The organism is Streptomyces sp. NPDC059003, from assembly GCF_042740445.1.
GTDB lineage: Bacteria > Actinomycetota > Actinomycetes > Streptomycetales > Streptomycetaceae > Streptomyces.
Window position 1 is genome coordinate 22,251 of the sequence record NZ_JBHYJH010000050.1, and the last position, 24,155, is coordinate 46,405.

The 24,155-nt window shown below is 73.7% G+C and carries 25 protein-coding genes; 15 read left to right on the forward strand and 10 right to left on the reverse strand.

Translation table 11 applies throughout. The annotated features are described in order from the left end of the window. Nucleotides 1-45: 45 nt before the first annotated feature. Nucleotides 46-234: a hypothetical protein gene (locus ACFWZ5_RS19300; protein WP_384804806.1), complete on the reverse strand. Its 189-nt coding sequence runs from the start codon at nt 232-234 to the stop codon at nt 46-48. A gap of 198 nt (nt 235-432) precedes the next feature. Between ACFWZ5_RS19300 and ACFWZ5_RS19305 the strand changes: the two genes are divergently transcribed. From ACFWZ5_RS19305 to ACFWZ5_RS19315, 3 genes are all read left to right on the forward strand, one after another. After that, on the forward strand, nt 433-975 hold the full coding sequence (locus ACFWZ5_RS19305) for a Clp protease N-terminal domain-containing protein (protein ID WP_384804804.1): 543 nt from the start codon (nt 433-435) through the stop codon (nt 973-975). Between the two features lie 167 nt (nt 976-1,142). Continuing rightward, nucleotides 1,143-2,168 (forward strand): DMT family transporter, encoded by a 1,026-nt coding sequence (locus ACFWZ5_RS19310; RefSeq protein WP_384804802.1) that lies wholly within the window; start codon nt 1,143-1,145, stop codon nt 2,166-2,168. A 318-nt stretch (nt 2,169-2,486) separates the two neighbouring features. Then, on the forward strand, nt 2,487-3,431 hold the full coding sequence (locus ACFWZ5_RS19315) for a DMT family transporter (RefSeq protein WP_384804800.1): 945 nt from the start codon (nt 2,487-2,489) through the stop codon (nt 3,429-3,431). Between the two features lie 76 nt (nt 3,432-3,507). Here the strand turns inward: ACFWZ5_RS19315 and ACFWZ5_RS19320 are convergent, their stop codons facing one another. Next, nucleotides 3,508-4,152 (reverse strand): FMN-binding negative transcriptional regulator, encoded by a 645-nt coding sequence (locus ACFWZ5_RS19320; RefSeq protein ID WP_384804812.1) that lies wholly within the window; start codon nt 4,150-4,152, stop codon nt 3,508-3,510. A gap of 7 nt (nt 4,153-4,159) precedes the next feature. Next, the gene (locus tag ACFWZ5_RS19325) at nt 4,160-4,870 is read right to left on the reverse strand and encodes a pyridoxamine 5'-phosphate oxidase family protein (RefSeq protein WP_384804798.1); all 711 of its coding nucleotides are present in this window, start codon (nt 4,868-4,870) and stop codon (nt 4,160-4,162) included. 145 nt (nt 4,871-5,015) lie between these two features. On the opposite strand from ACFWZ5_RS19325, the gene ACFWZ5_RS19330 reads away from it, so the two are divergent. Further along, on the forward strand, nt 5,016-6,347 hold the full coding sequence (locus ACFWZ5_RS19330; RefSeq protein ID WP_384804796.1) for an aminotransferase class I/II-fold pyridoxal phosphate-dependent enzyme: 1,332 nt from the start codon (nt 5,016-5,018) through the stop codon (nt 6,345-6,347). A 17-nt stretch (nt 6,348-6,364) separates the two neighbouring features. Here the strand turns inward: ACFWZ5_RS19330 and ACFWZ5_RS19335 are convergent, their stop codons facing one another. Beyond that, on the reverse strand, nt 6,365-7,369 hold the full coding sequence (locus tag ACFWZ5_RS19335; protein WP_384890888.1) for a DMT family transporter: 1,005 nt from the start codon (nt 7,367-7,369) through the stop codon (nt 6,365-6,367). A gap of 94 nt (nt 7,370-7,463) precedes the next feature. Here ACFWZ5_RS19335 and ACFWZ5_RS19340 point away from each other — a divergent pair, with 94 nt between their 5' ends. After that, entirely contained in the window at nt 7,464-8,366 is a 903-nt protein-coding gene (locus tag ACFWZ5_RS19340; RefSeq protein ID WP_384797383.1) for a LysR family transcriptional regulator, read from the forward strand. A gap of 30 nt (nt 8,367-8,396) precedes the next feature. Here ACFWZ5_RS19340 and ACFWZ5_RS19345 read toward each other — a convergent pair whose 3' ends face one another. Continuing rightward, nucleotides 8,397-8,906, reverse strand: a complete 510-nt coding sequence (locus ACFWZ5_RS19345) for a pyridoxamine 5'-phosphate oxidase family protein (protein WP_384797386.1) — start codon at nt 8,904-8,906, stop codon at nt 8,397-8,399. A 192-nt stretch (nt 8,907-9,098) separates the two neighbouring features. On the opposite strand from ACFWZ5_RS19345, the gene ACFWZ5_RS19350 reads away from it, so the two are divergent. Beyond that, the gene (locus tag ACFWZ5_RS19350; protein WP_384797389.1) at nt 9,099-9,746 is read left to right on the forward strand and encodes a cysteine hydrolase; all 648 of its coding nucleotides are present in this window, start codon (nt 9,099-9,101) and stop codon (nt 9,744-9,746) included. Here the strand turns inward: ACFWZ5_RS19350 and ACFWZ5_RS19355 are convergent. Continuing rightward, the gene (locus ACFWZ5_RS19355) at nt 9,733-10,281 is read right to left on the reverse strand and encodes a Rieske (2Fe-2S) protein (RefSeq protein ID WP_384797392.1); all 549 of its coding nucleotides are present in this window, start codon (nt 10,279-10,281) and stop codon (nt 9,733-9,735) included. The two genes, ACFWZ5_RS19350 and ACFWZ5_RS19355, sit on opposite strands and share 14 nt — an antisense overlap. Nucleotides 10,282-10,313: 32 nt before the next feature. Further along, nucleotides 10,314-12,530 carry a prolyl oligopeptidase family serine peptidase gene (locus ACFWZ5_RS19360; RefSeq protein ID WP_384797395.1) on the reverse strand — a complete coding sequence of 739 codons (2,217 nt, stop codon included), beginning with the start codon at nt 12,528-12,530 and terminating at the stop codon, nt 10,314-10,316. Between the two features lie 88 nt (nt 12,531-12,618). Between ACFWZ5_RS19360 and ACFWZ5_RS19365 the strand changes: the two genes are divergently transcribed. The 7 genes from ACFWZ5_RS19365 (at nt 12,619) to ACFWZ5_RS19395 (ending at nt 18,929) form a co-directional block, all read left to right on the forward strand. Further along, a complete protein-coding gene (locus ACFWZ5_RS19365) occupies nt 12,619-13,395 on the forward strand; it encodes a HipA family kinase (protein ID WP_384797398.1) in 777 nt (258 codons plus the stop codon). A gap of 89 nt (nt 13,396-13,484) precedes the next feature. After that, nucleotides 13,485-13,838, forward strand: coding sequence for a DUF3037 domain-containing protein (locus ACFWZ5_RS19370; RefSeq protein WP_384797454.1), 354 nt, complete (start codon nt 13,485-13,487; stop codon nt 13,836-13,838). A gap of 158 nt (nt 13,839-13,996) precedes the next feature. Next, on the forward strand, nt 13,997-14,758 hold the full coding sequence (gene fabG / locus ACFWZ5_RS19375; RefSeq protein WP_384797401.1) for a 3-oxoacyl-ACP reductase FabG: 762 nt from the start codon (nt 13,997-13,999) through the stop codon (nt 14,756-14,758). A gap of 36 nt (nt 14,759-14,794) precedes the next feature. Then, nucleotides 14,795-15,550: an SDR family oxidoreductase gene (locus ACFWZ5_RS19380; RefSeq protein WP_384797404.1), complete on the forward strand. Its 756-nt coding sequence runs from the start codon at nt 14,795-14,797 to the stop codon at nt 15,548-15,550. 185 nt (nt 15,551-15,735) lie between these two features. Next, the gene (locus ACFWZ5_RS19385; RefSeq protein ID WP_384797407.1) at nt 15,736-17,346 is read left to right on the forward strand and encodes an ABC transporter substrate-binding protein; all 1,611 of its coding nucleotides are present in this window, start codon (nt 15,736-15,738) and stop codon (nt 17,344-17,346) included. Nucleotides 17,347-17,523: 177 nt separating this feature from the next. Then, nucleotides 17,524-18,207, forward strand: coding sequence for a uracil-DNA glycosylase (gene ung, locus ACFWZ5_RS19390; RefSeq protein WP_384797410.1), 684 nt, complete (start codon nt 17,524-17,526; stop codon nt 18,205-18,207). A gap of 227 nt (nt 18,208-18,434) precedes the next feature. Next, nucleotides 18,435-18,929 (forward strand): hypothetical protein, encoded by a 495-nt coding sequence (locus tag ACFWZ5_RS19395; protein WP_384797457.1) that lies wholly within the window; start codon nt 18,435-18,437, stop codon nt 18,927-18,929. A 73-nt stretch (nt 18,930-19,002) separates the two neighbouring features. Here the strand turns inward: ACFWZ5_RS19395 and ACFWZ5_RS19400 are convergent, their stop codons facing one another. Both ACFWZ5_RS19400 and ACFWZ5_RS19405 read right to left on the reverse strand, forming a co-directional pair. Beyond that, nucleotides 19,003-19,527, reverse strand: coding sequence for a hypothetical protein (locus ACFWZ5_RS19400; protein WP_384797413.1), 525 nt, complete (start codon nt 19,525-19,527; stop codon nt 19,003-19,005). A gap of 98 nt (nt 19,528-19,625) precedes the next feature. Then, on the reverse strand, nt 19,626-20,228 hold the full coding sequence (locus ACFWZ5_RS19405; protein WP_384797415.1) for a TetR/AcrR family transcriptional regulator: 603 nt from the start codon (nt 20,226-20,228) through the stop codon (nt 19,626-19,628). A gap of 141 nt (nt 20,229-20,369) precedes the next feature. On the opposite strand from ACFWZ5_RS19405, the gene ACFWZ5_RS19410 reads away from it, so the two are divergent. Both ACFWZ5_RS19410 and ACFWZ5_RS19415 read left to right on the forward strand, forming a co-directional pair. After that, complete coding sequence (locus ACFWZ5_RS19410) at nt 20,370-21,605, forward strand: FAD-dependent monooxygenase (RefSeq protein ID WP_384797418.1); 1,236 nt, start codon at nt 20,370-20,372, stop codon at nt 21,603-21,605. 50 nt (nt 21,606-21,655) lie between these two features. Beyond that, nucleotides 21,656-22,561 carry a Gfo/Idh/MocA family protein gene (locus ACFWZ5_RS19415; protein WP_384797421.1) on the forward strand — a complete coding sequence of 302 codons (906 nt, stop codon included), beginning with the start codon at nt 21,656-21,658 and terminating at the stop codon, nt 22,559-22,561. Here the strand turns inward: ACFWZ5_RS19415 and lnt are convergent. Then, nucleotides 22,485-24,128, reverse strand: coding sequence for an apolipoprotein N-acyltransferase (lnt, locus tag ACFWZ5_RS19420; protein ID WP_384797424.1), 1,644 nt, complete (start codon nt 24,126-24,128; stop codon nt 22,485-22,487). The two genes, ACFWZ5_RS19415 and lnt, sit on opposite strands and share 77 nt — an antisense overlap. Between the last annotated feature and the right edge of the window lie 27 nt (nt 24,129-24,155).

Consider the following 24,155-nt stretch of genomic DNA (forward strand, 5'->3'; position numbering starts at 1 on the left):
CGGCCGCCGCGTGAGGCGGGGTCGGCTGCCGCGTCGGACAGGGGGTCAGCCGACGCGCCGTATCGCCGCCGCGTCGAACAGGTCGGGGGCCCGGGGGAAGGGGCCTTCGTCGTGGCAGTGCCAGGCCTCCCAGAACAGGTCGGCGGGCAGGGCGTCCTCGGGCGCGTACACCCGGTACACGTACTGTCTGCCGTCGATCGCCGGCAGGGTGACCAACCAGCATCTGGTCTCCATGCCACTGACAGACGAGCGCCGGTGCACGGCGGTTGCGTACCCGGCGCGAAGCAAGGCGGCGCGCGCCCCACCTGCGAAAACGGCCGGATGTCATCCGTAAGGAGGACAACCCTCCCGGCGGTGCCCACCCTGTGTCGGACGGCGAAATGCTTCCCGCCGCCGATGCCGTTGCCTCTGACGACTGATGGGGTGGGAGGTGTGCAAAGCCGTACCCCCCAGGGCGCAGAATCCGGCCCGACCCGAACGGACATCGACTCCAGCCTGAGCGTGGCGCTGGCCTCGGTGATGTCCGGTGCGCGCAGACGGGCCGTGCGGGACGGGGACCGGCAGGTCGACACCGCGCATCTGCTGCACTCGCTCCTGGAGTACGAGCCGCAGGTGCGGGCGGTCTTCGACGGCGGCGAGCAGGTGGCGCGGCTGCTCGGCTACCTCGTGCAGCGCAGCATCGGGTACGGGCTGCAGTGGCAGGGCACCGTCGAGGACTCCGGGGCCGTGCCGGTGATCGCGTCGGCCAAAGAAACGGTTCTCTCGCCCGCCGCCGCAGGCGCCATGGAGGCGGCCCTCGAGCGGGCCGCGCTGCGGGGCGAGCCGCAGGCCCGCGGCCTCGACCTGCTTGCCGCCCTCGCCGCCGACCGCGAGTGCCGGGCCGTCGAGGTGCTGCGCCGCGCCGGGGTCGACGCCGACGCGCTGCTGCGCCGGGTCGAGAGCGGGCCGGAGGCGGGGTACGAGTCCGGCTGGTGATCGCGGTCGGGCCGGAGCGGTGTCAGGCGGCCGCTGTCCGCTGTCCGCTGTTCGCTGTCCGCTGTTCGCCGTTGTCCGCTGTTGTCCGCCGCGTTGAGGACGTCCGCCGATTGAGACAGTGGTCATCAAAGGTGTTGCTCCTGACGGCGACTGGTCATCATGTGGCGGTGAGCGGGTCTCAGGAGAAACTTCAGGGTGATCGGGCGGGCCGGGCGGGGCACGGCAGAGGGCTCGGGCTGAGCCTCGCGCTCGTGTCGGCGTTCGCCTTCGGCGGCTCCGGCGTCGCGGCCAAGCCGCTGATCGAGGCGGGCCTCGACCCGCTGCACGTGGTGTGGCTGCGCGTGGCGGGCGCCGCCCTCGTCATGCTGCCCGTCGCCTGGCGCCACCGCGGACTCGTACGGCGCCGGCCCCTGCTGCTCGCGGGCTTCGGCCTGCTCGCCGTCGCCGGTGTCCAGGCCTGCTACTTCGCCGCCATCTCCCGCGTCCCGGTGGGCGTCGCCCTGCTCGTCGAGTACCTCGCGCCGGCCCTCGTCCTCGGCTGGGTGCGGTTCGTGCAGCGCAGGCCGGTGACGCGGGCGGCCGCGCTCGGCGTGGTCCTCGCCGTCGCCGGGCTCGCCTGCGTCGTCGAGATCTGGTCGGGCGTCGGCTTCGACGCCGTCGGGCTGCTGCTCGCGGTCGGTGCCGCCTGCTGCCAGGCCGGGTACTTCGTCCTGTCCGACCAGGGCGGCGACGCGGGCGACGACGCCCCGGACCCGCTCGGCGTCGTCGCGTACGCCCTGCTCGTCGGCACGGCCGTGCTCACGCTGATCGCGCGGCCCTGGGGCATGGACTGGCGGCTGCTCGGCGACAGCGCCGACGTGGGCGGCTCGGCGGTGCCCGCCTGGGCGCTGCTCGGCTGGATCGTGCTGATCGCGACCGTCGTCGCGTACGTCACCGGGGTGCCGTCCGTGCGCAGGCTCTCGCCGCAGGTGGCGGGCGTCGTGGCCTGTCTCGAAGCGGTGATCGCGACGGTGCTCGCCTGGGTCGTGCTCGGCGAACGCCTGTCGGCGCCGCAGCTCGCCGGCGGTGCCGTCGTGCTCGTGGGCGCGTTCATCGCGCAGTCGGGGACCCCGGCGAAGCCGTCGCAGGACCAGGTCACCGGCGTTGTCCCGGAATCCGAACAGGAGTTGTCCCCGAGCGGGACCGCCGCATAGGGTGCTGATCATGCACGCACGAGCACTCGTTCTTCCGCCTCCGGCCGCCTAGCGCGGGCCTCTCACGGATCTGCCCTGGCCGATGGCCGGGCCGAACGGTGCTGCCCGCAGACGACAGTCCAGGACCTGCGTCGTCCGAGCACCTTCTTTTCTTCTCTCTGCTTGTGTTCCTTCTTGTGGCGTCTTCCGTTGTGTCGTCGTCACTCGGTGCCCGGCCCTGACGCGGTCTCCTCATCTGAACTTCTGCGGAGATTCCACGTGTCGAGCGTGTCGAACGCGTCCAGCGTTTCCCGTACGTCCCTTTCTGCGTCCACTCCTGTGCCCGGCCTGTCCGTCGGGCGCGGACTCGTCCATCTCGCTTTCGCCGGTGCCGCCTGGGGCACCGCGGGCGCGGCTGCCTCGCTGGTCTTCGCGGCCAGCGACATGGGGCCCGTCGCCCTCTCCTTCTGGCGGTGCGCCGGAGGGTTCCTGCTGCTTCTCGCGGCGCGGCTGCTGCGGTCGCGCGGTGCCGCGCAGACCGCCGCGCGCCTGCCCCTGCGCAGCAGGACGTTGCGGATCACCGCCATCGGCGTCGCCCTCGCCGTCTTCCAGACCGCGTACTTCGCGGCCGTCGAGGCGACCGGGCTCGCCGTCGGCACCGTCGTCACGCTGGGCGCGGGCCCGGTCCTGATCGCGCTCGGCGCGCGCCTCACGATGGGGGAGCGGCTCGGGGCCGGCGGCCTGTGTGCGGTGGGCGGCGCGCTCGCCGGGCTCGGCGTGCTGTTCGTGGGCGGGGGTGACGCGGCCGTCCGGCCCTGGGGCGTCGTCTTCGCGCTGCTTTCGGCCGCCGGGTACGCCGTGATGACGCTGCTCACCCGGTGGTGGGGGCGCGACGGAGGGGGCGACTCGGCCGGCACGACGGTGTGGTCGTTCGCGGTCGTGTCGCTGTGCCTGCTGCCGTTCGCCGCGGCCGAGGGGCTCGCGCCGCACGCGTCCGACCCCGCGCGGGTCCTGGTCTGCCTGCTGTACATCGCCGCCGTGCCGACGGCGCTCGCGTACGCGCTGTACTTCGCCGGGGCCGCCGTCGTCCGCTCCGCCACCGTCTCCGTGATCATGCTCCTGGAACCGGTGAGCGCGGCGGCCATCGCCGTCACCCTGCTCGGTGAACAGCTGAACGCGGCCACCGTCGCGGGCACCCTGCTGATGCTGGCGGCGGTGACGGGCCTCGCCGCCGCGGAGGCGCGCGGGGCGGCGCGGGCGCGTCGGGAGGGGGTGGCTGGCTGAGGGACGGGCGCCCCTCACGGGTAGTGGGGCGGGGTGCACCGCGCCCCGCCCCCTAGGGCGCCGACCCCCACCGCCCTCACCCCGCCCGGCGCCGCCGCAGCTGATGGTCGAGCGCCGCCGCGTCCCGCGGCCCGCCGCGCTCCTTGAGCCCCGCGGCGATCCGGTCCTGCACCTCAAGGGGCTTGTGGTGGGCGTACTTGAACTTCGCCTGTACGTCCACCACGTCGAGGGACAGGCCGCGGATGCCGGAGAGCAGCCGGCCGTACGGCGCCTCGCCCACCGCCGCGGCCACGGAGCCGCCCTCGGCCTGGAAGTGGGCGAGCTGGCGGTTCAGGAGTGCGGCCTTCTCCGCGGGGTCGTCCACGACGCGGGCCGCGCAGCGGAGCTGGACGGCGGCGTAGAAGCTGGTCGGCACGCCGTGCTCGGCCGGCGCGTCCGGGGCCGCCGCCCAGGGGCCCGGCACGAAGACGTAGTCGTCGACCACGCTCAGGACGACGTCCGGGTTCGCCTCGAGCGCGGCCCACAGTGGGTTGGGGCGCGCCAGATGGATCAGGACGCGGCCGCGCGGGCCCGCATCCGCGTCGTACACGAAGTGCGTCGGCTGGAGGTGCGGCGGCTCGCCGGGCAGGCCGTTCACCCCGAGCTGCCCGAAGTCGCGGACGGCGAGCCAGTCCTGCCACTCGGCGTCGGACCCCGGGGCGTCCCAGGGGTGGACGAGCAGCACCACGTCAGAGCTCGATCAGATAGTCGGGTACCTCGATGCCGGGAGCGAGGTCGGGGGACGGGACGACCGGGTCGTAGCCCTTGCGCACCGGGACGAGGCCCGACCAGTACGGCAGGTCCATGTCCTCCGGATCGTCGGTCGGGTCGCCGGTGCGCAGCTTCGCCGACACCTCGTCGAGGTCGAGGCGGAGGACGGCGGTCGCCGCGAGTTCCTTGCCGTTCGCGGGCCGCGAGTCGGCGGCGCGGCCGGGCACGACGTGGTCGACGATCGCGTCGAGCGCGGTGCGCTTCTCCTCGGGGTCCGTGACCTGGTGCGCGATGCCGTGCACCACCACGGAGCGGTAGTTGACCGAGTGGTGGAAGGCCGACCGGGCCAGGACCAGGTCGTCGACGTGGGTGACCGTCAGGCACACGGGCAGGCCCGGGTCCGCCTCCTCGCCGCCCGCGGCGCCCGCCATCCGCAGCGGCCGGGACCCCGTCGACCCGTGCACGTACAGCGTCTCGCCCACCCGGCCGTACAGCGTCGGCAGGACCACGGGCGCGCCGTCGCGCACGAAGCCGAGGTGGCACAGGTACGTCTCGTCGAGTATCGCGTGCACCAGCGCGTGGTCGTACGCGGCGCGGTCGCGGGACCGGGTGGGGACGGTGCGGTCGGTCGGTGCGTAGGACGGCTCCTGCGGCGCGCTGTCCGTCGCTGCCGGCTGGGTGGTCGCCATGCCTTTCTCCCTCTCGTGTGCGCGTGTGGTGTCGTCGGGGCGCTGCGGGGCCGTACGGACGTCGTACCGGTGTCGTACGGGCGTCGTACGGGGCTGTCCGCGTGGCCGTTTGCGGGCTTTATTGCGCTAGTGCATACTGTGCTTTGTGCTAGGAGAGTATCCGATCGTCGGGCGGCGCGCAGCCGAGATCGCGGCCAGTGTCGAGCGTGCGGTGGGGCACGGCGAGCTGGAGCCGGGGCAACTCCTGCCCCCGATGCGGGAGTTGGCGGGCCGTCTGGGTGTCAATCCCAATACGGTGGCGGCCGCCTACCGCACGCTGCGCGAGCGCGGCGTCATCGAGACGGCCGGGCGGCGCGGCAGCCGGGTGCGGAGCAAGCCGGCCACGACGGCGCGGGAGTACAGCCGCGTGGAGGTGCCGCCCGGGGTGCGGGACGTGGCGAGCGGCAATCCGGACACGGCCCTGCTGCCCCCGCTCGCCGAGGCCTTCGCGGCGGCGGTGGCGCTGTCGGAGAAGAACCCCGTCCTGTACGGGGAGGCGGCCGTGGACCCGGATTTGAGCCGCCACGCGCGCGGGGCGCTGGACGCGGACGGCGTGCCGGACGGTCCTGTCACCGTCACCTCCGGGGCGCTGGACGGGATCGAGCGGGTGCTCGCGGCGCGACTCAAAGTCGGCGACGCCGTGGCCGTCGAGGACCCGGGCTGGGGCAGCGTGCTCGACCTCGTGTCCGCCCTCGGGCTGCGGCCGGTGCCGGTCGGCGTCGACGACGACGGGCCGCTGCCCGACGACGTGGAGCGGGCCCTGCGGTCCGGCGCCCGTGCCCTGGTGGTCACCAGCCGCGCCCAGAACCCCACCGGCGCCGCCGTCGGTGCCGCACGCGCGCGTGCCGTACGGAAAGTGCTCGCCGTCCACAAGGAGACGCTGGTCGTCGAGGACGACCACGGTCACGGCATCGTCGACCTGCCGCTGCACACGCTGTCCGGCGCCACGCACAGCTGGGCGTTCGTCCGCTCCACGGCCAAGGCCTACGGGCCCGATCTGCGGCTCGCCGTGCTCACCGGTGACGCGGAGACCGTCGACCGGGTGCAGGGCCGGATCCGGCTCGGGCCCGGGTGGGTGAGCAAGGTCCTCCAGCGTGCCGTGACACACCTGTGGGAGAGCGGGGCCGTGGACCCGCGGGCGGTGGCCGGGGCCTACGGCCGCAGGCGCGACGCGCTGATCGCCGCCCTCGCCGAGCGCGGTGTCACGGCGTACGGGCGCAGCGGCATGAACGTGTGGGTACCGGTGCCCGACGAGACCGGGGCGGTCGCGCGGCTGCTGCACGCGGGCTGGGCGGTCTCCCCGGGGGCGCGGTACCGGCTGGGCGCGCCTCCCGGTGTGCGGATCACCGTCTCGGCGCTCACCGGCGACGACATCGCGACGGTGGCCGACGCCGTGGCGGCGGCCATCGGGCCCGTGCCCGCGCGGCGCTACGGGTGAACTCCGGGGCCGGGGGCTCAGGTCCGCCGGGCGCGCGGTCTGGACTGGGTGAGGGCGGCCCCCGCGAGGATGATCACGGCGCCGACCGGAGTCGTCCAGGTCAGGGACTCACCGAGCACCGCTACGCCCGCCGCCGTCGCGATGACCGGGGTGAAGTACGTGACCATCTGGGCCGTCGTCGGGCCGACTTCGGCGACGATGTCGTACTGGATCAGGAAGGCCAGGCCGGTGCCGACCGCGCCGAGGGCGACGACCGCGAGCAGCGGCACCACGGGGAAGTGGCTGGGCAGCGACGTGAACAGGGGCGTCACGACGGCCAGTTCGAGCGTCGCTACGAAGAGCTGGGCGCCGGTGAGGGCGAGGTTCGAGTGGCCCGAGCCCGCCAGCGTGCGGCGGACGTAGATCCAGCCGATCGGGTAGCAGAGCGAGGCGAGCAGCGCCATGGCTGTGCCGCGCGCGTCCAGGCCGCTGAAGCCCTGCCAGGCGCCGAGCACCGTGAGGACGCCCAGGAAGCCGAGCCCGAGCCCCGCGACCCGGCGCCGCGTGGGGCGGTCCTCGGAGAGGGCGACGAGCGACAGGGCCATGCCCCACAGCGGTGACGTCGCGTTGCAGATCCCCGCGAGCGTCGAGGGGATCGTCAGCTCGGAGTACGCGAACAGTGAGAACGGCGCCGCGTTGAGCAGCAGCGCCGCCACCGACAGGTGCGCCCACGTGCGCGGGGAGCGGGGGAGCCGTTCGCGCTTGACCACCAGGACGACGGCGACCACCGCCGTGCCGAACAGGAGCCGCCCGAAGGTGACCTGGAACGGCGCGTACCCCTCCGTGCCGACCTTGATGAACAGGAAGCTGAAGCCCCAGACGAGGGACAGGAAGGCGAAGCGCAGGCGCCAGTCGAGCTTGCGGCGGCCGTCTGTGCGCGCGCCGGGCTCCTGGGTCGACGCCGGGGCTGGGGCGGGTGCGGGTGCGGGTGGCGGTGCGAGGGCCGGGGCCGGGGCGGCCGGGGTGGTGGCAGGGGTGGTCATGCAAGCCACGATGGATCAAGCGATCTCTTAGCACAAGCGAGTTTTCTTGCCTGGTATCGCGTAGCATCGCTTACATGTCGAACCTGGAGCGGCCATGCTGAACCTGGAGCGCCTGCGCACGCTCGACGCCCTCGCCCGGCACGGATCGGTGAGCGGCGCGGCGGCCGGGCTGCACGTCACGACGTCCGCGGTCTCGCAGCAGATGACCAAGCTGGAGCGGGAGGTGGGCCAGCAGCTGCTCGCCAAGAACGGCAGGGGCGTGCGCCTCACCGACGCCGGGCGGCTGCTCGCCGACCACGCGGCGCGCATCCTGTCCCAGGTCGAGCTCGCCCAGTCCGACCTGGAGCAGCAGCGCGGCAAGGCGGTCGGCGAGCTGCGGATCTCCGCGTTCCCGACGGCCATGCGGGGCCTGCTGCCCGCCGCCCTGTCGTCCCTGCGGGTGCGCCACCCCGGCCTGCGCGTCGAGGCGCAGGAGTCGGAGCCGCAGCAGGGCGTGCGCGGCGTGGTCCGCGGCGACCTGGACCTGGCGGTGGTCCTCGACTGGTACAACAAGCCGCTGCCGCTGCCCGATGGCCTCATGAAGGCGCCGGTGCTCGACGACCCCGCCGACGTCGCGATGCCGGCCGCCCACCCGATGGCCGACCGCCCCGAGGTCGACCTGGAGGACTTCGCCGAGGACGAGTGGATCACGTGGACGGAGGGCGAGTTCTGCCATGAGTGGCTGATGTTCACGCTGCGCGCGAAGGGCTTCGAGCCGCGCATCGCCCACCGCGCCGAGGAGCACCACACGCAGCTCGCGCTCGTCGCGGCGGGGCTCGGCGTCTGCGTGGCGCCGCGGCTCGGCCGCGACCCGATGCCGGCGGGCGTGCGGACGGCGCCGGTGCGGCAGCGGGTGCGGCGGCATGTGTACGTGGTGTGGCGCTCCGACGCCGATCGCCGGCCCTCTATTCGGGCGGCGGTGGAGGCGTTGAGGGTTGCGGGGGCCGGGTTGGGGTGACATTTTCGTGCGGGTGGGATGGCGTGCCGTCTATCGCGCTTCGCGCTCGTCCTCAAACGCCGGACGGGCTGATTCTGTCCCGGACAGCTTGCGGAAATCCCACGAAGCGATCGTGTCCGGCGTCAGGCGGAGCCACGCGTGGCGGCCGTCGTGCACCATCTCCTCCAGGCCGAAGTTCTTGCGGGCGAACAGGCGTTCCGGGGCGTCGAGTTCGGGGCAGGGCTCCCCGGTGCGCGGGACCTCGCCGACGAACTCGGCGGTGCCGGTGAGCTCGGCTCCCCGCAGCTCCTCGTACCGCTCGCCCGCGTCCACGACGACGGCGATCCGCGGGTCGCGGCGCAGCTCGGCCCAGCGCCTGCTTCGGGTGATGGAGTACAGCCACAGGGACGTGCCGTCCCAGGCGAACCAGAGCGCGCTGACGTGCGGGGCGCCGTCGGCTGACACCGTGGCGACCCGGCAGGTGCGCTGCTCGGCCAGGAACGCGTCCAGTTCGGGCGGCGTCATCATGATCCTGCGGCCGCGGCGCTGTGTGGTGGCCATGCGTCGTCTCCTTGCCCGGTCGCCCGGCGGCTCCGGCTGTTGACGGTGGTGGCTGACGGTGCGTCTGCAGAGCGCTGACAGTGCGTCAGAAGAGCATGGGGCGTCTTCCGTCCGGGCGCAATGCCGGTTAGCCTCCCGCGGACCGCGACCGGGGGCCTGGCCGACCGGGCGACCACGCCGACAGGGAGAGCCATGCCGTCGTACGAACACCTCGGGGAACTGCTCGACCCGGCCACCACCGTCCTGATGACGGTCGAGTGCCAGCAGGGCGTCGTCGGGACGGACAGCGCGCTGCCCGAACTCGCCAAGGAGGCGCGGTCGTCGGGCGCCCTCGTCAACGTGGCGCGGCTGGTGGCCACCGCCCACCTCAGAGGGGTCCAGGTCCTGCACGCCGTCGCCGAGCGGCGGCCCGACGGGCGCGGCGCCAACCGCAACGCGCGCCTGTTCCGCGCCGCCGAACGGCTCCCCGTGCAGCAGCTGTCCGGCACGACGGCGGTGCGCGTCGCCCCGCCGATCGAGGTCGCCGACGAGGACCTCGTCGTACGCCGCCTGCACGGGCTCTCCCCGATCGCGGGCACCGACGTCGACGCCCTGCTGCGCAACCTGGGCTGCCGCACCCTCGTGGTGACCGGCGTCTCGGCGAACGTGGCGATCCCGAACGCCGTCTTCGACGCGGTGAACCTCGGCTACGCCGCCGTCGTGCCTGCGGACGCCATCGCGGGAGTCCCCTCCGAGTACACCCCCGCGATGGTCCGCAACACCCTCGCCCTGGTCGCCACCGTGACCTCGACCGAGGAGGTCCTTGGGGTCTGGAACGGGCCGCGCGTCAGGCCAGTTTGATCTCGCCGCCCTCCACGCTGATCTCCGCCGCGGGCAGCGGCTTCGGCGCCGGGTTCTGCTTCACGCTGCCGTCGGCGATGTCGAACTTGCTGCCGTGACAGGGGCAGTTGATGGTGCCGCCCGCCACGCTCGTCACGGGGCACTGCTTGTGGGTGCAGCGGTTGGAGAAGGCCTTGAACTCGCCCTTCGTCGGCTGTGTGACCACCACGCCCTCGTCCTTGAAGATCTTGCCGCCGCCCACGGGGATGTCCGCGGTCCTGGCGAGCACGGCGCCGCCCGCGCCCCCGCCGCCCTGCTCCTTGTCCGACGCCTCGCCCGCGGGCTCGGACGAGTCCTTGTCGTCGTCCGAGCCGCACGCGGCGAGCGCGGCGGCAAGACCGGCCGCTCCGACGGCGGTGACGACGGTGCGGCGGGCGGGCCCGCGCGGCTCGGCCTTGGCGACGCCAGGGGAAACGTCCCTGAGGGAATCTCTGAAGACATCCCTGGAAACGCCCTTGGCCACGTTCTTGGAAGGCTCTGCCCCGGAAACAGTCATGCCAGGTGGTACGGAGGGCGGCGCCGGGTTGTTCAAGCCTTCAAGGATTTCTTGAGGAAGTCGAGCTCCAGGCGGAGCAGGTTCGCCGCGATGTCTCCCTGAGCGACCAGATGGCTCGCGCCGGGCAGCGGCAGCACGGTGTGCGGCCGCCCCGCGGCGAGCAGCGCCGCCGAGAAGCGCAGCATGTGCACCGGCAGGACGTTGTCGTCGGACAGGCCGTGCACCAGCATCAGGGGCCGGGACAGACGGTGCGCGTGGGCGATGAGCGAGCAGCGCTCGTAGTGCTGGGGCTGCACGTCGGGGTGGCCAAGGAAACGTTCCTTCCAGTGCGTGTCGTACAGGCGCAGGTCCGTCGGTGCCGCCCCCGCCACCGCGGCGTGGAAGACGTCGGGGCGGTGCAGCACGGCACCCGCCGCGAGATAGCCGCCGAACGACCAGCCGCGGATGCCCACCCGCTCCAGGTCCAGATCGGCGTGCGCCTCCGCGGCGGCGTGCAGCGCGTCCACCTGGTCGTCAAGGACGGGCGTCAACTGGTCGCCGTACACGGCCTGCTCCCACCGCCGCCCGCGCCCCGGAGTGCCACGGCCGTCCGTGATCAGCACCGCGAAGCCCTGCTCGGCGAACCACTGGGCCACGACCGCCCACCACGCGCGCGCGTGGACGACGAGTTGGATTCCTGGACCCGCGTACGGGCACAGCAGCACCGGCAGCCGCGCGGAGCCGTCCTCATGCCAGGAAGGCAGGAACAGGGAGCTGCGCAACTCCCGCTCCCCAAGGGTGAGATGGCGGGGCCGTGGCGTCACGACGGGCTCTTCGGAGAGCACGGCGATGCTCCCTACAGGGCGGCCCGCGTGCAGTACGGACACCGTCCGGCCCTCCGGAGTGCTGCTGTCCAGGACCACGGTGGCGCCGCCGACCGCGGCGGTGTGCACGCCGGGCGCCGCGCTGATCCGGCACAGACCGCTGCCCGGCTCGTCCTCCTCGTCCAGCGGTGACAGCGACCAGACGTGCGTCTCCATGGGCTCGTGCGACGCCGTGAACCACACGCGCTCGCCCACGATGCCGATCACCTCGCGCACCTGGAGGCCGGACGGCGTCTTCGCGGTGCCCGCGCTCAGCCCCCGGGTGTCGTGGTCCACGGGGCAGTGCAGCACCGGGCGGCCGCACTCCAGGCGGGCGGGCGTGCCCGGTACCAGGGGGAGCCAGGGGCTGTCGTGCTGGCGCCGGGCCACGTGGGACTCGCCCGTCTCCGGGTCGACCTCGACGACGTACAGGGTGCGCTGGTCGCGGGTCTGAAGGGTGACCAGCGGTCCGTGCACGTCCCAGGCGGCCGTCGGCACGTAGTCGAAGCGGGCGTCCGTCCACTCGCCTTCGGAGTGGTGCCCTTCTCCTTCGAGGACTCCGGGGTGGTGTGCCGCTTCGGGGCCTCCGGGGTGGTGTGCCGCTTCGAGGTCCTCGGGGTGGTGTGCCGCCTTCTCCGGCGTCCGCACCGCGACGCGCCGCGTCCCGTCCGCGGCCACGATGTGCAGCGTCGTCTCCGCGTTCTCCGTGCCCGCCGCCGGGTACGCCACCGCGCGCGGCGCGCGCTCCGGGTGCGCCGGGTCCGACAGCCACCAGCGCCGCACGCGCGCGGTGTCCACCCGGGCCACCAGGAGCGCGTCGCCGTCCGGCGACCACCAGAACCCCCGGTGCCGATGCATGGACTCGGCGGCCACGTGATCGGCGAGGCCGTACGTCACCGTGTCGCTCTCGGGCTCGGCGAGCGCCCGGTCCCCCGTGCCGTCGGCGCCCACGACGCGCAGGGCGCCCCCGGTGACGTACGCGACGAGGGAGCCGTCGGGCGACGGGCGGGGGTCGACCACCGGTCCCGCCGTGTCGATCCGGCGGGGCGCGCCGCCGTCGGTCCGGACCGTCCACAGCGCGCCGTTGACCGCTAAGGCCACCACGCGCGCGTGGGCGTCGGTCGCGTAGGCCACCACTCCCTGGGAGGCCTCCCGCGCCCGCTCCCTGCGCACGCGCTCCGCCTCCGGCACCGGCCCTGACGCGCCGAGCGCGAGCGGGTCGACGAGCATGCGCTCCTCGCCGGTGGCCACCTCGTACGACCAGAGTCTGCTGACCGGGTCGTCGCCGGCGGTGGAGCGTACGAAGAGCACGTGCGCGCCGTCCCGGGACACCGTGAAGCCGCTGGGCACCCCGAGCGCGAAACGACGGGTCCGGGCGAACTGGGCAGGAAGATCGGAGGAGTCCATGACCGGACACTAGCCCCGGGCCGCTCGTGATCGAAGGGGCCCTCCGGCTCGTGATCGAACTGTCGGACCCCGGAAGTAACCTGGGGCCATGCTCACCGAAGTCACCGCCGTCCGCTACGTCACGCCGTTGCGTGAGGGCGGGTCGCTGCCCGGACTCGTCGAGACCGACGACGGCCACGGGGCGTACGCGACGTACGTCATGAAGTTCGCGGGCGCGGGCCAGGGCCGCAAGACGCTCGTCGCCGAAGTGATCTGCGGGCAGCTGGCGCGCCGCCTCGGCCTGCGCGTGCCTGGGCTCACGGGCATCCGGCTGGATCCGGTGCTCGGCCTCGGCGAGCCGGACCAGGAGGTGCAGCAACTGCTCAAGTCGAGCGGCGGCCTGAACCTGGGCATGGAGTACCTGCCGGGCGCCCTCGGCTTCGACCCGCTGGCCTTCGTGGTCGACCCCGTGGAGGCCGGGCGCGTCGTGTGGTTCGACGCGCTCGTGGGCAACGTGGACCGCTCGTGGCGCAACCCCAACCTCCTGGTGTGGCACGGCGACGTCTGGCTCATCGACCACGGCGCCACCATGATCTGGCACCACAACTGGCCCACGGCCCAGGCCGCCGCGACCCGGCCGTACGACGCGTCCGACCACGTCCTCGCCCCGTACGGCCCCGATGTGACGGCGGCCGCCGCCGAGCTCGCCCCGCTCGTCACCAAGGAGCTGCTCGCCGAGGTCACCGCCGACGTGCCCGACGCCTGGCTGGACGGCGAGGCGGGCTTCGACAGCGCCGACGCCGTGCGCCGGGCCTACGCCGACGCGCTGCTCCCGCGCGCGGAGAGCGTCCACGAACGCATCACCCTGGAAGGCGCCGCCCAGTGACCGACGTGAACGAAGCGAGCCGGACCCCCGCCCCGGGGACTCCCGCCCCCGCCGCCGAGACCCCCGCGCGGGACGTCTTCGAGTACGCGCTGCTCCGGGTCGTCCCGCGCGTGGAGCGCGGCGAGCAGTTCAACGCGGGCGTGGTCCTCTACTGCCGTGCCAAGTCCTTCGTGGCCGCCCGCACCCACCTCGACGAGGCCAAGCTCCGCGCCCTGGACCCGGAGGCCGACGCGGCCGGGGTGCGCGCGGCCCTGCGTGCCGTCGAAGGGGTCTGCGCGGGCGGTGACGCGGCGGGGCAGGCCGCGCGGGACGACGCGGGGCGGCGCTTCCGCTGGCTGATCGCGCCGCGCTCGACCGTCGTGCAGCCGGGCCCCGTGCACACGGGACTCACCGCCGACCCCGAGGCCGAGGTGGAGCGGCTCGTCGAGCTGCTCGTGCGGTAGGCCCGGCCCGATGGACGGGCCCCGGGCCGGGGAACCGGCCTGGGGGCCGTTGACACCGGGTGCCAGGGCTTCTAGCGTCTCGTCTGCTGAAGGTACTAAGCGGTCGCTCACCTGGGGGCGTGCCGCTGAGCCGCATCCCAAGGGCGAGGAGAGCCAGCATGTCCACCACTGAGCAGCGCGTCGCGGTCGTGACCGGAGCAGCGCGAGGCATCGGCGCGGCCACCGCCGTCCGCCTCGCCGCCGAGGGCCGCGCCGTCGCCGTGATCGACCTCGACGAGGCCGCCTGCAAGGACACCGTCGAGAAGATCACGGCGGCGGGCGGCAAGGCACTCGCCGTCGGCTGCGACGTGTCGGACGAGGCCCAGGTCGAGGCGGCCGTCGCCCGGGTCGCCCAGGAGCTCGGCGCGCCCACGATCCTGGTGAACAACGCGGGCGTGCTGCGGGACAACCTGCTGTTCAAGATGAGCGCCGACGACTGGGACACGGTGATGAACGTGCACCTGCGCGGCGCGTTCCTGATGTCCCGCGCCTGCCAGAAGCACATGGTGGACGCGGGCTTCGGCCGCGTCGTGAACCTGTCGAGCTCCTCCGCGCTCGGCAACCGCGGCCAGGTCAACTACGCCGCGGCCAAGGCCGGCATGCAGGGCTTCACCAAGACGCTCGCCAAGGAGCTCGGCAAGTTCGGCATCACCGCCAACTCGGTGGCGCCCGGCTTCATCGCCACGGAGATGACCAAGGCCACCGCCGACCGCGTGGGCATGGGCTTCGAGGACTTCAAGGCCGCGGCCGCCACGCAGATCCCGGTGCAGCGCGTCGGCACGCCCGAGGACATCGCCAACGCCATCGCCTTCTTCACGGGCGACGCGGCGGGCTTTGTCTCCGGGCAGGTCCTGTACGTCGCCGGCGGCCCCCTCAACTAACGCCCCTCCGCCCACCCAGCGCAAAGGACAGTACGGATGGCAGTGCAGGACAGCGGCAAGGCGGCGCTCGTCACCGGGGCGAGCCGCGGCATCGGCTACGGCATCGCGGAGGCGCTCGTCGCCCGCGGCGACCGCGTGTGCATCACCGGGCGCGACGAGGAGGCGCTGAAGGCGGCCGTCGAGAAGCTGGGCGCCGACCGCGTGATCGGCGTCGCGGGCAAGGCCCACGACGAGGCGCACCAGGCGGTCGCCGTCGAGCGGACCATGGAGGCCTTCGGGCGCGTCGACTACCTGGTCAACAACGCCGGTACGAACCCGGTCTTCGGGCCGATGGCCGACCTCGACCTGAACGTGGCGCGCAAGGTGTTCGAGACGAACGTGCTCTCGGCGCTCGGTTTCGCGCAGCTGACGTGGAAGGCGTGGCAGAGCGAGCACGGCGGCGCGATCGTGAACATCGCCTCGATCGCGGGCGTGGCCGCGTCGCCGTTCGTCGGCGCGTACGGCATGAGCAAGGCCGCCATGGTCAACCTCACGCTCCAGCTGGCGCACGAGTTCGCTCCGAAGGCGCGGGTCAACGCGATCGCGCCCGCGGTCGTGAAGACCAAGTTCGCGCGGGCCCTGTACGAGGGCCGCGAGGAGGAGGTGACCTCCGCGTACCCGCTGGGGCGGCTCGGCGTGCCGTCCGACATCGGTGGCGCGGCGGCGTTCCTCACCTCGGCCCAGTCCGACTGGATCACCGGCCAGACGCTCGTGGTCGACGGCGGCCTGTTCCTCAACGCGGGCGTCGGCTGAGACCGCGGCCGGGGGTCTCCCGGCGCGGTCGGGGCGGCCACCGTACCCGGTCGTAGAACACTCAACAAGTGCGCGAGAGCAATGTACGCACGCATTAATCACCCCGTCGGCGAGCCGGGTTGGACCGGCGGGGTGCTGCGGTATGGTCTGCCGCTCGATGGCACGGCAGATCGAGGAGCGCGCGCGTGTTCAGAAGAGGTCAATTTCCGCGTCCGGCCGCGGTGTTGGCGGCGACATCCCTGTCGACCGCGCTGGCGGCAGGCCTGCTCACGGGGTGCGGTGTGCTGTCGTCCGAGGACTCGGACGACGAGGACGCCATCACCGTCGGCACGACGAGCGCCCCGACCACGCTCGACCCCGCGGCCTCCTGGGACGGCTCGTGGGAGCTGTTCCGGAACGTGTTCCAGACGCTGCTGAGCTATCCGGCCGGTGCCACGGAGCCGGAACCGGACGCGGCGCGGTCCTGCAGGTTCACGGACAGCACCAGCACCGTGTACTCCTGCACACTCCGCGACGGCCTGAAGTTCTCCGACGGCGACGATCTCGACGCCAAGGCCGTGAAGTTCTCCATCGACCGAATACGGGACATCGACCCCAAGGTCAAGGGCGGCCCGGCCGGGCTCCTCGGCTCGCTCGACTCCGTTGTCACCAAGGGCGACCGGACCGTCGTCTTCCGCCTCAAGAAGCCGGACGCGACCTTCCCGTTCGTGCTCGCGACGCCCGCCATGTCGATCGTCAATCCCGGCGACTACCCGGCGGACAACGTCCGCGACGGCGACGACATCACCGGCTCCGGGCCGTACGAGCTCAAGTCGTACGAGGCCGGCGAGCGGGCCGAGCTCGTCAAGAACGGCCACTACAAGGGTGCGGCCGAGCGCCACAACGACGCCGTGACCATCCGCTACTTCGATACCTCCGCCGCGATGGTCGGCGCGCTGCGCAAGGAGGAGGTCGACGTCACCTTCCGCGGCCTCGCCGCCGAGGACGTCGTGGCGCAGCAGAACCCGGGCAGGAAGGGCGACATCCAGCTCGTCGAGGGCGCGGGCACGGAGATCCGCTACCTGGTCTTCAACCCCAAGGACCCGTGGGCGCGCAAGCCCGCGGTGCGCAAGGCGATCGCGCAGGTCATCGACCGCGGGGCCATCGCCCACAAGGTCTACAAGGACACGGTCGAGCCGCTGTACTCGATGGTGCCGCGCGGCGTCGCCGGGCACACCACGGACTTCTTCGACGACTACGGCGAACCGAGCGCGGCCAAGGCCAAGCGGATCCTCACCTCCGCGGGCATCACCGGGCGCGTACCGCTCACCCTCTGGTACGCGACCGACCGCTACGGCTCGGCGACCGCGCCGGAGTTCGCCGAGATCAAGCGGCAGCTGGAAGCCTCGGGCCTGTTCGACATCACGGTCACGGGGCGGCCGTGGAAGGAGTTCGAGGCGGGCTACAAGCAGGGCGAGTACCCGGTCTTCGGGCGCGGCTGGTTCCCCGACTTCCCGGACGCCGACAACTTCGTCGCGCCCTTCGTGGGCGAGCGCAACGTCCTGAACACGCCGTACCGGGTCCCGGAGATCACCGATCAGGTGCTGCCGCGCTCGCGCCGGCAGGCGGACCGGGGCAACGTCGTCGACCAGTTCGAGCGGGCGCAGCGGATCCTCGTCGACGACGTGCGGCTGCTGCCGCTGTGGCAGGGCAAGCAGTACATCATGGCGAGCGAGGAGATCGCGGGCGGCGAACGCGCCCTCGATCCGTCGGCGATCATGATGATGTGGGAGCTGCGGCGCAAGACCAGCTGGTAGCCGGCTCAGCCGGCTGGTGGGGGGACCGGCCCCTGTGCGGCCGCTGCCCCGGCCCGTACGGCCGCCGCCCCCGCCCGTGCGGCCGGGTCGATTGTCAGTGGCCGCCGGTAGGTTCTTCAGTGCACCGGGGCACCTGCGCACCGGTGCGGAAGTGACCGCACACCGGAGGTTGTTGACGTGACCGACATCGCCATGCTGCCCGCGTCCTGGCGCGGAGTCCTCGGCGAGGAGCTCCAGAAGCCCTACTTCAAGGAGCTCACCGAGTTCGTCGAGGAGGAGCGGGCGAAGGGACCGGTCTATCCGCCGCGCGACGAGGTGTTCGCCGCCCTCGACGCCACGCCGTTCGAGGACGTGAAGGTCCTCATCCTCGGCCAGGACCCCTATCACGGCGAGGGCCAGGGCCACGGCCTGTGCTTCTCGGTCCGCCCCGGAGTGAAGACCCCGCCCTCCCTGCGGAACATCTACAAGGAGCTGCACCAGGAGCTCGGCCACCCGGTGCCGGACAACGGCTATCTGATGCCCTGGGCCCGCCAGGGCGTCCTGCTCCTGAACGCGGTCCTGACGGTCCGCGCCGGGGAGGCCAACTCGCACAAGGGCAAGGGCTGGGAGAAGTTCACGGACGCGGTGATCCGCGCGGTGGCCGACCGGCCGGACCCGGCGGTCTTCGTCCTGTGGGGGAACTACGCGCAGAAGAAGCTCCCCCTCATCGACACGGAGCGGCACGTCGTCGTCAAGGGCGCGCACCCCTCCCCGCTGTCCGCCAAGAAGTTCTTCGGCTCGGGCCCCTTCACGCAGATCGACGCGGCGGTGGCGGCGCAGGGCCACGAGCCGATCGACTGGCGGATCCCGGACCTGGGCTGACCCGGCCCCTGGGCCCGCCCGAGCCCGGACGGCGGGGCATCGACCCGCCGCACCGCGCCTGACCGCGATTGTCAGTGGTGGCCGCTAGCGTCGTCACCGGTTCCTGGGCACCGGCCGGACCGGCCGGTGCCGCGGACCGACGACAGACGAAGGACTGACGACGGACTGGCGACGGACGCGCGGTGGGAGGGCCCGCCGCGGCTCCGGCGGACGCGGAGGGCGGCGCGGTGACGCAGCGGCAGGAACGGACGGCGGACGGCGAGGACGCCGTGATGACCCGGATCGGGCAGGCGGCCATGCTCCAGCACGCCGGTGACCGCGAGGAGGCGAGGACCCGCTTCCTCGCGCTCTGGTCCGAGATCGGCGAGCACGGCGACCCGCTGCACCGCTGCACGCTCGCGCACTACATGGCGGACACCCAGGACGACCCCGCGGACGAACTCGCCTGGGACCTCAGGGCGTTGTCGGCCGCGGACGAGCTCACGGACGAGCGCGTCGGCCGCCACCACCAGTCGCTCGCCGTGCGCGGTTTCTACCCCTCGCTGCACCTCAACCTCGCCGCGGACTATGTGAAGCTGGCCCGCCCCGAAGCGGCCCGCAGCCATCTGCGCCGCGCGCGCGGAGCGATCGGCGCGCTCGGGGACGACAGCTACGGCGACGGCATCCGCGCCGCCCTGGCCCGCCTGGAGACGCAGGTGGGGGAGGGTGCCGCGGAGGAGTGAGCCCCGCGCCCCGGCCGGACGCCCGCCCCGGATGCCCCGGCCGCCGCCCGGCTCACCCGAGCCGACGCCCGCCTCACCGTCCGTACACCTCCTGGCAGATCACCGCCTCCGGGCTGTCCCGCCTCCAGCGCCCGTGCTGTCTGCCGAGGGCGCATAAGTCGACATGTCCGCGGGCGTGGGGCGGCGGCCCCTGCGGGGGTTTCGGCTTGGGGCGGTGGCGCTGCGGGGCGGGGTGCGGGCGCTTCGGGCGTACGGAGCCGGCGGCGCCGTCGCGTACGGAGCCGGTGGCGTCGTCGGCGGCGGCCCGGGGCGGGGCCGAAGGCCCGGAGCCCGCGCCGCCCGGCGTCGGGGACGCCTCCCGGAGGTGTCCGCCCACCGGCTCCGGCCACTGCAGCCGTTCGCGGGCCGGTGCCTGCGTGGCATCCGACGGTGTCCGCCCGGCGGAACGCGGCGCGGGTGACGCCGGGCTCGCGGACTCTGACCCTTGAGCGGCCCCCGTCCCCTGGGCGGCCCCCGGCCGCTCCACACTGACGCACCCGGAGACCGCGGCGACCGCCACGGAGGCGAGGAGCACCGCGGTCGTCGTCGTTCGCTGCATCCGCGCCACTCTGCTGCACGGGGCGCGGCGCGAGCCCGCGGTTCAGCGCGGATGCGCCCGCACGGGTGACCGCCCCGCGCGCTGTTGATCCGTGTCGTTCACTCCTGCCCGTCAAGGAGTCCCCGTAGCAACTCCGCGAAGCCCGCCCGCAGTTCCTCCATGGTCGGAACCGTCGCGTGGTAGGAGCCCGCCACGCACGAGAACATCATGCCGTCGCACCACGCCACCACGGACAGCGTGTGCCGCCGCGGGTCCTTCGAGCCCGCCGCGCGCAGCAGCGCCGCCAGCGGGTCGCGGAACTGGGTGCTCGACGAGTCGTAGTACTCCCGCAGCTCCGGGCGGCGCGTCGCCTCAAGGGCCAGCTCGTAGCGCGAGACCAGCAGGGCGCGGTGCTCGTCGCCGGAGAGGAAGCGGTGGAGGGCGAGGGCGAGACCGGCGACCAGGGACTCGCGGCCGCCCGCCGGGTCGGGCAGCTCGTCCGGCGTGAGCACCGCGAGCTCGCGCTCGGCCTGCCGCCGCACCGCCGCCTCCAGGAGCGCGAGCCGGGTCCGGGCGTGGTTCGAGGTCGATCCCGTGGGCAGCCCCGCCGCCTCGTCGACGGCCCGGTGCGTGAGGCCGCGCATCCCGCGCTCGGCGAGCAGGGCAAGGGCGGTGTCGGCGATCAGTTCGGTACGGGCGGACCCCTTGGGGCGTGCAGGCATGATCCCCACTCTAGGGGCCCCGGTCTGCCGTCGCGACTACAGGTGTAGTACCTTTCTCGCCATCGGGTACTACAGATGTAGTGTGGCGGCCTCCGTGACAGGTGCCCGGCGGCCGGCGCACGCGTGCGACGAGGAGAAGTCATGGCCCGGACAGCGAAGCCCCGCAAGCCCCACGCGGTCGTCGTGGGCGGCGGCATCGGCGGCCTCACCGCAGCCGTCGCCCTGCACAGGGCCGGCTGGAGCGTCACCGTCCTGGAGCGCGCCGAGACCCTCGAACCCGTCGGCTCCGGCATCGCGCTCGCCCCCAACGCCCAGCGGGCCCTCGACGTCCTCGGCCTCGGCGACGGCGTGCGCGACCTCGCCGCCTGGCAGGGCGCGGGCGGCATGCGGGCGCAGGACGGGCGCTGGCTCGTGCGGACGAGCGCCACCGCCACGCAGCGGGAGTTCGGCGGCGCCCTGGTCCTGCTGCACCGCGCGACCCTCGTCGACCTGCTCGTCTCCGCGCTGCCCGCCGACTGCCTGCGCACCGGCGCCGACGCCCGGCTCGCCGACCCCGGCGGGCCAGGGCGCAGGGCCGTCGTCACCACCTCCGACGGCGACATCGAGGCGGACCTCGTCGTCGGCGCCGACGGCATCAACTCCGCCGTCCGCGGGGCGCTGTTCCCGGCCCACCCCGGACCGGAGTACACCGGGTTCACCGCCTGGCGCGTCATCGTGCCCGCGCCCGAGCGCCCCTTCGAGCCCCACGAGACCTGGGGGCGCGGCGGCGTGTGGGGCACCCAGCCGCTGAAGGACGGGCGGGTCTACGCGTACGCCACCGCGCTCGTCCCCGAGGGCACCCGCGCGCACGACAACGAGAAGGCCGAGCTGGTCCGCCGCTTCTCGGACTGGCACGACCCGATCCCCGCGATCCTCGCCGCCGCGCGCCCCGAGGACGTCCTGCGCAACGACGTGCGCCACATGGCGCGGCCGCTCGCCGCTCACCACCGCGGCCGCGTCGCGCTCATCGGCGACGCCGCGCACGCCATGGCGCCGACGCTCGGCCAGGGCGGCAACCAGGCCATCGAGGACGCCGTCGTGCTCGCCCACCACGCGGCGCCGCGCGGCGACCTCTTCGCGGGCCTCGCCGCGTACAGCGCCGTACGCGTGCCGCGGACCAGCACGATCGTCCGCCAGGCCGCCCGCACCGCCCGCCTCAACCACCTGGACAACGGCGCGCTCATCGCCGTACGCAACACCCTGATCCGGACCGCCTACCGGCTCGGCCCGAACCTGATCATGCGGGGCTTCGCGTCGATCGCCGACTGGCGGCCGCCGCAGGCCCCGTATGCTGCGGGAGCACGCGCGGGGGCGGCAGGGCGTGCGGCGGCACCGTGAGAAACAGTGCACGGCGGTACACAGCGACGGACAGCGATGAGGAGCACGTGGTGAAGGTCGGCTGCATCGGACTCGGCGACATCGCGCAGAAGGCGTACCTCCCGGTGCTCACCACGCAGCCGGACGTCGAACTGCACCTCCAGACGCGCACGCCCGCCACCCTGGAGCGGGTGGGAGCCTGCCACCACATCCCCGCCGAGCGCCTGCACGCCGACCTGGACGCGCTGCTCGCCCAGGACCTCGACGCCGCCTTCGTGCACGCGCCGACGAGCGTCCACCCGCAGATCGTGACCCGGCTCCTGGAGGCGGGCGTGGCGACGTACGTGGACAAGCCGATCGCGTACGAACTCGCCGACTCCGAGCGGCTCGTGCGCCTCGCCGAGGAGCGCGGAGTCAGCCTCGCCGTCGGCTTCAACCGCCGCTACGCGCCCGGCTACGCCCAGTGCGCCGAGCACCCGCGCGAGCTGATCCTGCTGCAGAAGAACCGCGTGGGCCTGCCGGAGGACCCGCGCACGATGGTGCTCGACGACTTCATCCACGTCGTGGACACTCTGCGGTTCCTCGTGCCGGGTCCGGTCGACCACGTGGGCGTGCGCGGCCGCGTCTCGGGCGGTCTCCTGGAGCACGTCGTGCTGCAGCTCGCGGGCGACGGGTTCACCGCGCTCGGCGTGATGAACCGGCTCAGCGGCTCCACGGAGGAGATCCTCGAAGTCTCCGGGCAGGACACCAAGCGGCAGGTGCTCAACCTCGCCGAGGTCGTCGACCACAAGGGCCAGCCGACCGTGCGGCGCCGCGGCGACTGGGTGCCGGTGGCCCGGCAGCGCGGCATCGAGCAGGTCGTCCTCGCCTTCCTCGACGCCGTGCGCGCGGGCAAGGTGCTCAGCGCCCGGGACGCGCTTGCCACCCATGAGCTGTGCGAGCGGGTGGTACACGCGGTGCGCGAGCAGGCCTCCTGAGCAGCCGGGCGCCGTCGGCCGCACCGAGCAGGGCGAGGACGCCGAGCGCCGCGTACACGGGCCAGTCGCCGTACCGCACGTACGGCGTCGTGCCCGTGGCCAGCGGAATGTCGTACTCCGCCGTGCCGGACACCGAGGTGCCGAGGGGGCGGCCGATCCGCTCGCCGCTCGGTCCGTAGACCGCCGAGACGCCCGTGAGCGTGGCGTGCACCATGGGGCGGCCGGTCTCGGCGGCCCGCACGGCCGCGAGCGACGCGTGCTGCTCGGGCGCCCAGCTGCGCTGGAACGTCGACGTGGCCGACTGCGCGAGCAGCAACTGCGCGCCCTCGCGCGTGAGGTGACGGCTCATGTCGGGGAACGCCGACTCGAAGCACACCAGCGGTCCCACGCGCAGCGCGCCGCCCACGGCCTCGAGGTCCATGACCACCGGCCGCTCGCCGCGCCTGCGGTCCTCGCCCGCGGCCTTGCCCACCGACGTCGCCCAGCCGAGCAGCGAGCGCGCGGGGACGTACTCTCCGAACGGCACCAGGCGCATCTTGTCGTAGCGGTCGCCCGTCGGTCCTTCCGGGCCCACCAGGACCGAGCTCTTGAAGATGCCGGGCCGGTCCGAGCGGCGCGCGTCCACGTTCACCAGGACGCCCGCGCCCACGGCGCGCGACAGGTCGGCGATGCGGTCGGCCAGGTCGGGCCGGTCGGCCAGGTCGTGGCCGACGCTGCTCTCGCCCCACACGACGAGGTCCAGATCGCGGCCCGCGAGCGACCGCGTCAGCTGCTCCTCGCGGGCGAACCGGTTCTGGACGCGGCCCATCCCGTCCTGGACACCGGGCTGGACGACGGCGACGCGGACGCGGCCCGCGGGCTCGGGGCGCGGGGACCAGGTCCAGGCCGCGCCGGTGACGGCGGCCACGGTGACGAGGCCCGCGACGGCCGGGGTGCGGGCGCTCTCCGCGGCGACGAGCGCGGCGACGCCCGTGTTCACGGCCACGACGAGCGCGCTGACCAGCCACACGCCGCCCACCGACGCGAGCCGCAGCGCGGGCTCGACCTGCCACTGGCTGGAGCCGAGCAGGCCCCACGGCCCGCCGAGGCCCTCCCAGGACCGCACCAGTTCGACCATGAGCCAGCCGGACGGCAGCACGACCAGGGCGGCCGCGGCCCGCCCGCCGGAGGGCGTCCCGCCGAGGAAGCGGCGCACGAGCAGGGCCCACGGCGCCCACAGCAGGCCGAGGAGCGCGGCGATGACGAGCGTGAACACATGCAGGCTCGGCAGCAGCCAGTGGTGCACGGCCACCATGAAGCCGAGCCCGCCGAGCCAGCCGTCGAGCGCGGCCTGCCGCCCCGTCCCGGCCGAGCGGGCGAGCAGCAGCCACGGCACGAGCGCGACGTACGCGAACCACCACCAGGACGGCTCGGGGAACGCGAGGGCGGGCAGGGCGCCGCACAGGACGGCGAGGCCGCCGCGCTGCCGCCGCGAGACCAGGGCGGAGTCGAGCCGCGCCCGCCACGACCGGGGGTGGTGCGGGGGCGGCGCCCCCGCCTGCTGCCGCTTGCCGCCGAGTACGTCCATGCAGCGCGCCTCCTTGGCCCCGACTCG

What these genes read in the sequence shown, in the direction of transcription:
- fabG (WP_384797401.1), top strand. Translation starts at nt 13,997, where the DNA reads ATGTCCACCACTGAGCAGCGCGTCGCGGTCGTGACCGGAGCAGCGCGA.
- ACFWZ5_RS19400 (WP_384797413.1), bottom strand. Translation starts at nt 19,527, where the DNA reads ATGCAGCGAACGACGACGACCGCGGTGCTCCTCGCCTCCGTGGCGGTC.
- ACFWZ5_RS19405 (WP_384797415.1), bottom strand. Translation starts at nt 20,228, where the DNA reads ATGCCTGCACGCCCCAAGGGGTCCGCCCGTACCGAACTGATCGCCGAC.
- ACFWZ5_RS19350 (WP_384797389.1), top strand. Translation starts at nt 9,099, where the DNA reads ATGCCGTCGTACGAACACCTCGGGGAACTGCTCGACCCGGCCACCACC.
- ACFWZ5_RS19300 (WP_384804806.1), bottom strand. Translation starts at nt 234, where the DNA reads ATGGAGACCAGATGCTGGTTGGTCACCCTGCCGGCGATCGACGGCAGA.
- ACFWZ5_RS19335 (WP_384890888.1), bottom strand. Translation starts at nt 7,369, where the DNA reads ATGACCACCCCTGCCACCACCCCGGCCGCCCCGGCCCCGGCCCTCGCA.
- ACFWZ5_RS19345 (WP_384797386.1), bottom strand. Translation starts at nt 8,906, where the DNA reads ATGGCCACCACACAGCGCCGCGGCCGCAGGATCATGATGACGCCGCCC.
- ACFWZ5_RS19410 (WP_384797418.1), top strand. Translation starts at nt 20,370, where the DNA reads ATGGCCCGGACAGCGAAGCCCCGCAAGCCCCACGCGGTCGTCGTGGGC.
- ACFWZ5_RS19325 (WP_384804798.1), bottom strand. Translation starts at nt 4,870, where the DNA reads ATGGCGACCACCCAGCCGGCAGCGACGGACAGCGCGCCGCAGGAGCCG.
- ACFWZ5_RS19365 (WP_384797398.1), top strand. Translation starts at nt 12,619, where the DNA reads ATGCTCACCGAAGTCACCGCCGTCCGCTACGTCACGCCGTTGCGTGAG.
- ACFWZ5_RS19380 (WP_384797404.1), top strand. Translation starts at nt 14,795, where the DNA reads ATGGCAGTGCAGGACAGCGGCAAGGCGGCGCTCGTCACCGGGGCGAGC.
- lnt (WP_384797424.1), bottom strand. Translation starts at nt 24,128, where the DNA reads ATGGACGTACTCGGCGGCAAGCGGCAGCAGGCGGGGGCGCCGCCCCCG.
- ACFWZ5_RS19355 (WP_384797392.1), bottom strand. Translation starts at nt 10,281, where the DNA reads ATGACTGTTTCCGGGGCAGAGCCTTCCAAGAACGTGGCCAAGGGCGTT.
- ACFWZ5_RS19360 (WP_384797395.1), bottom strand. Translation starts at nt 12,530, where the DNA reads ATGGACTCCTCCGATCTTCCTGCCCAGTTCGCCCGGACCCGTCGTTTC.
- ACFWZ5_RS19340 (WP_384797383.1), top strand. Translation starts at nt 7,464, where the DNA reads ATGCTGAACCTGGAGCGCCTGCGCACGCTCGACGCCCTCGCCCGGCAC.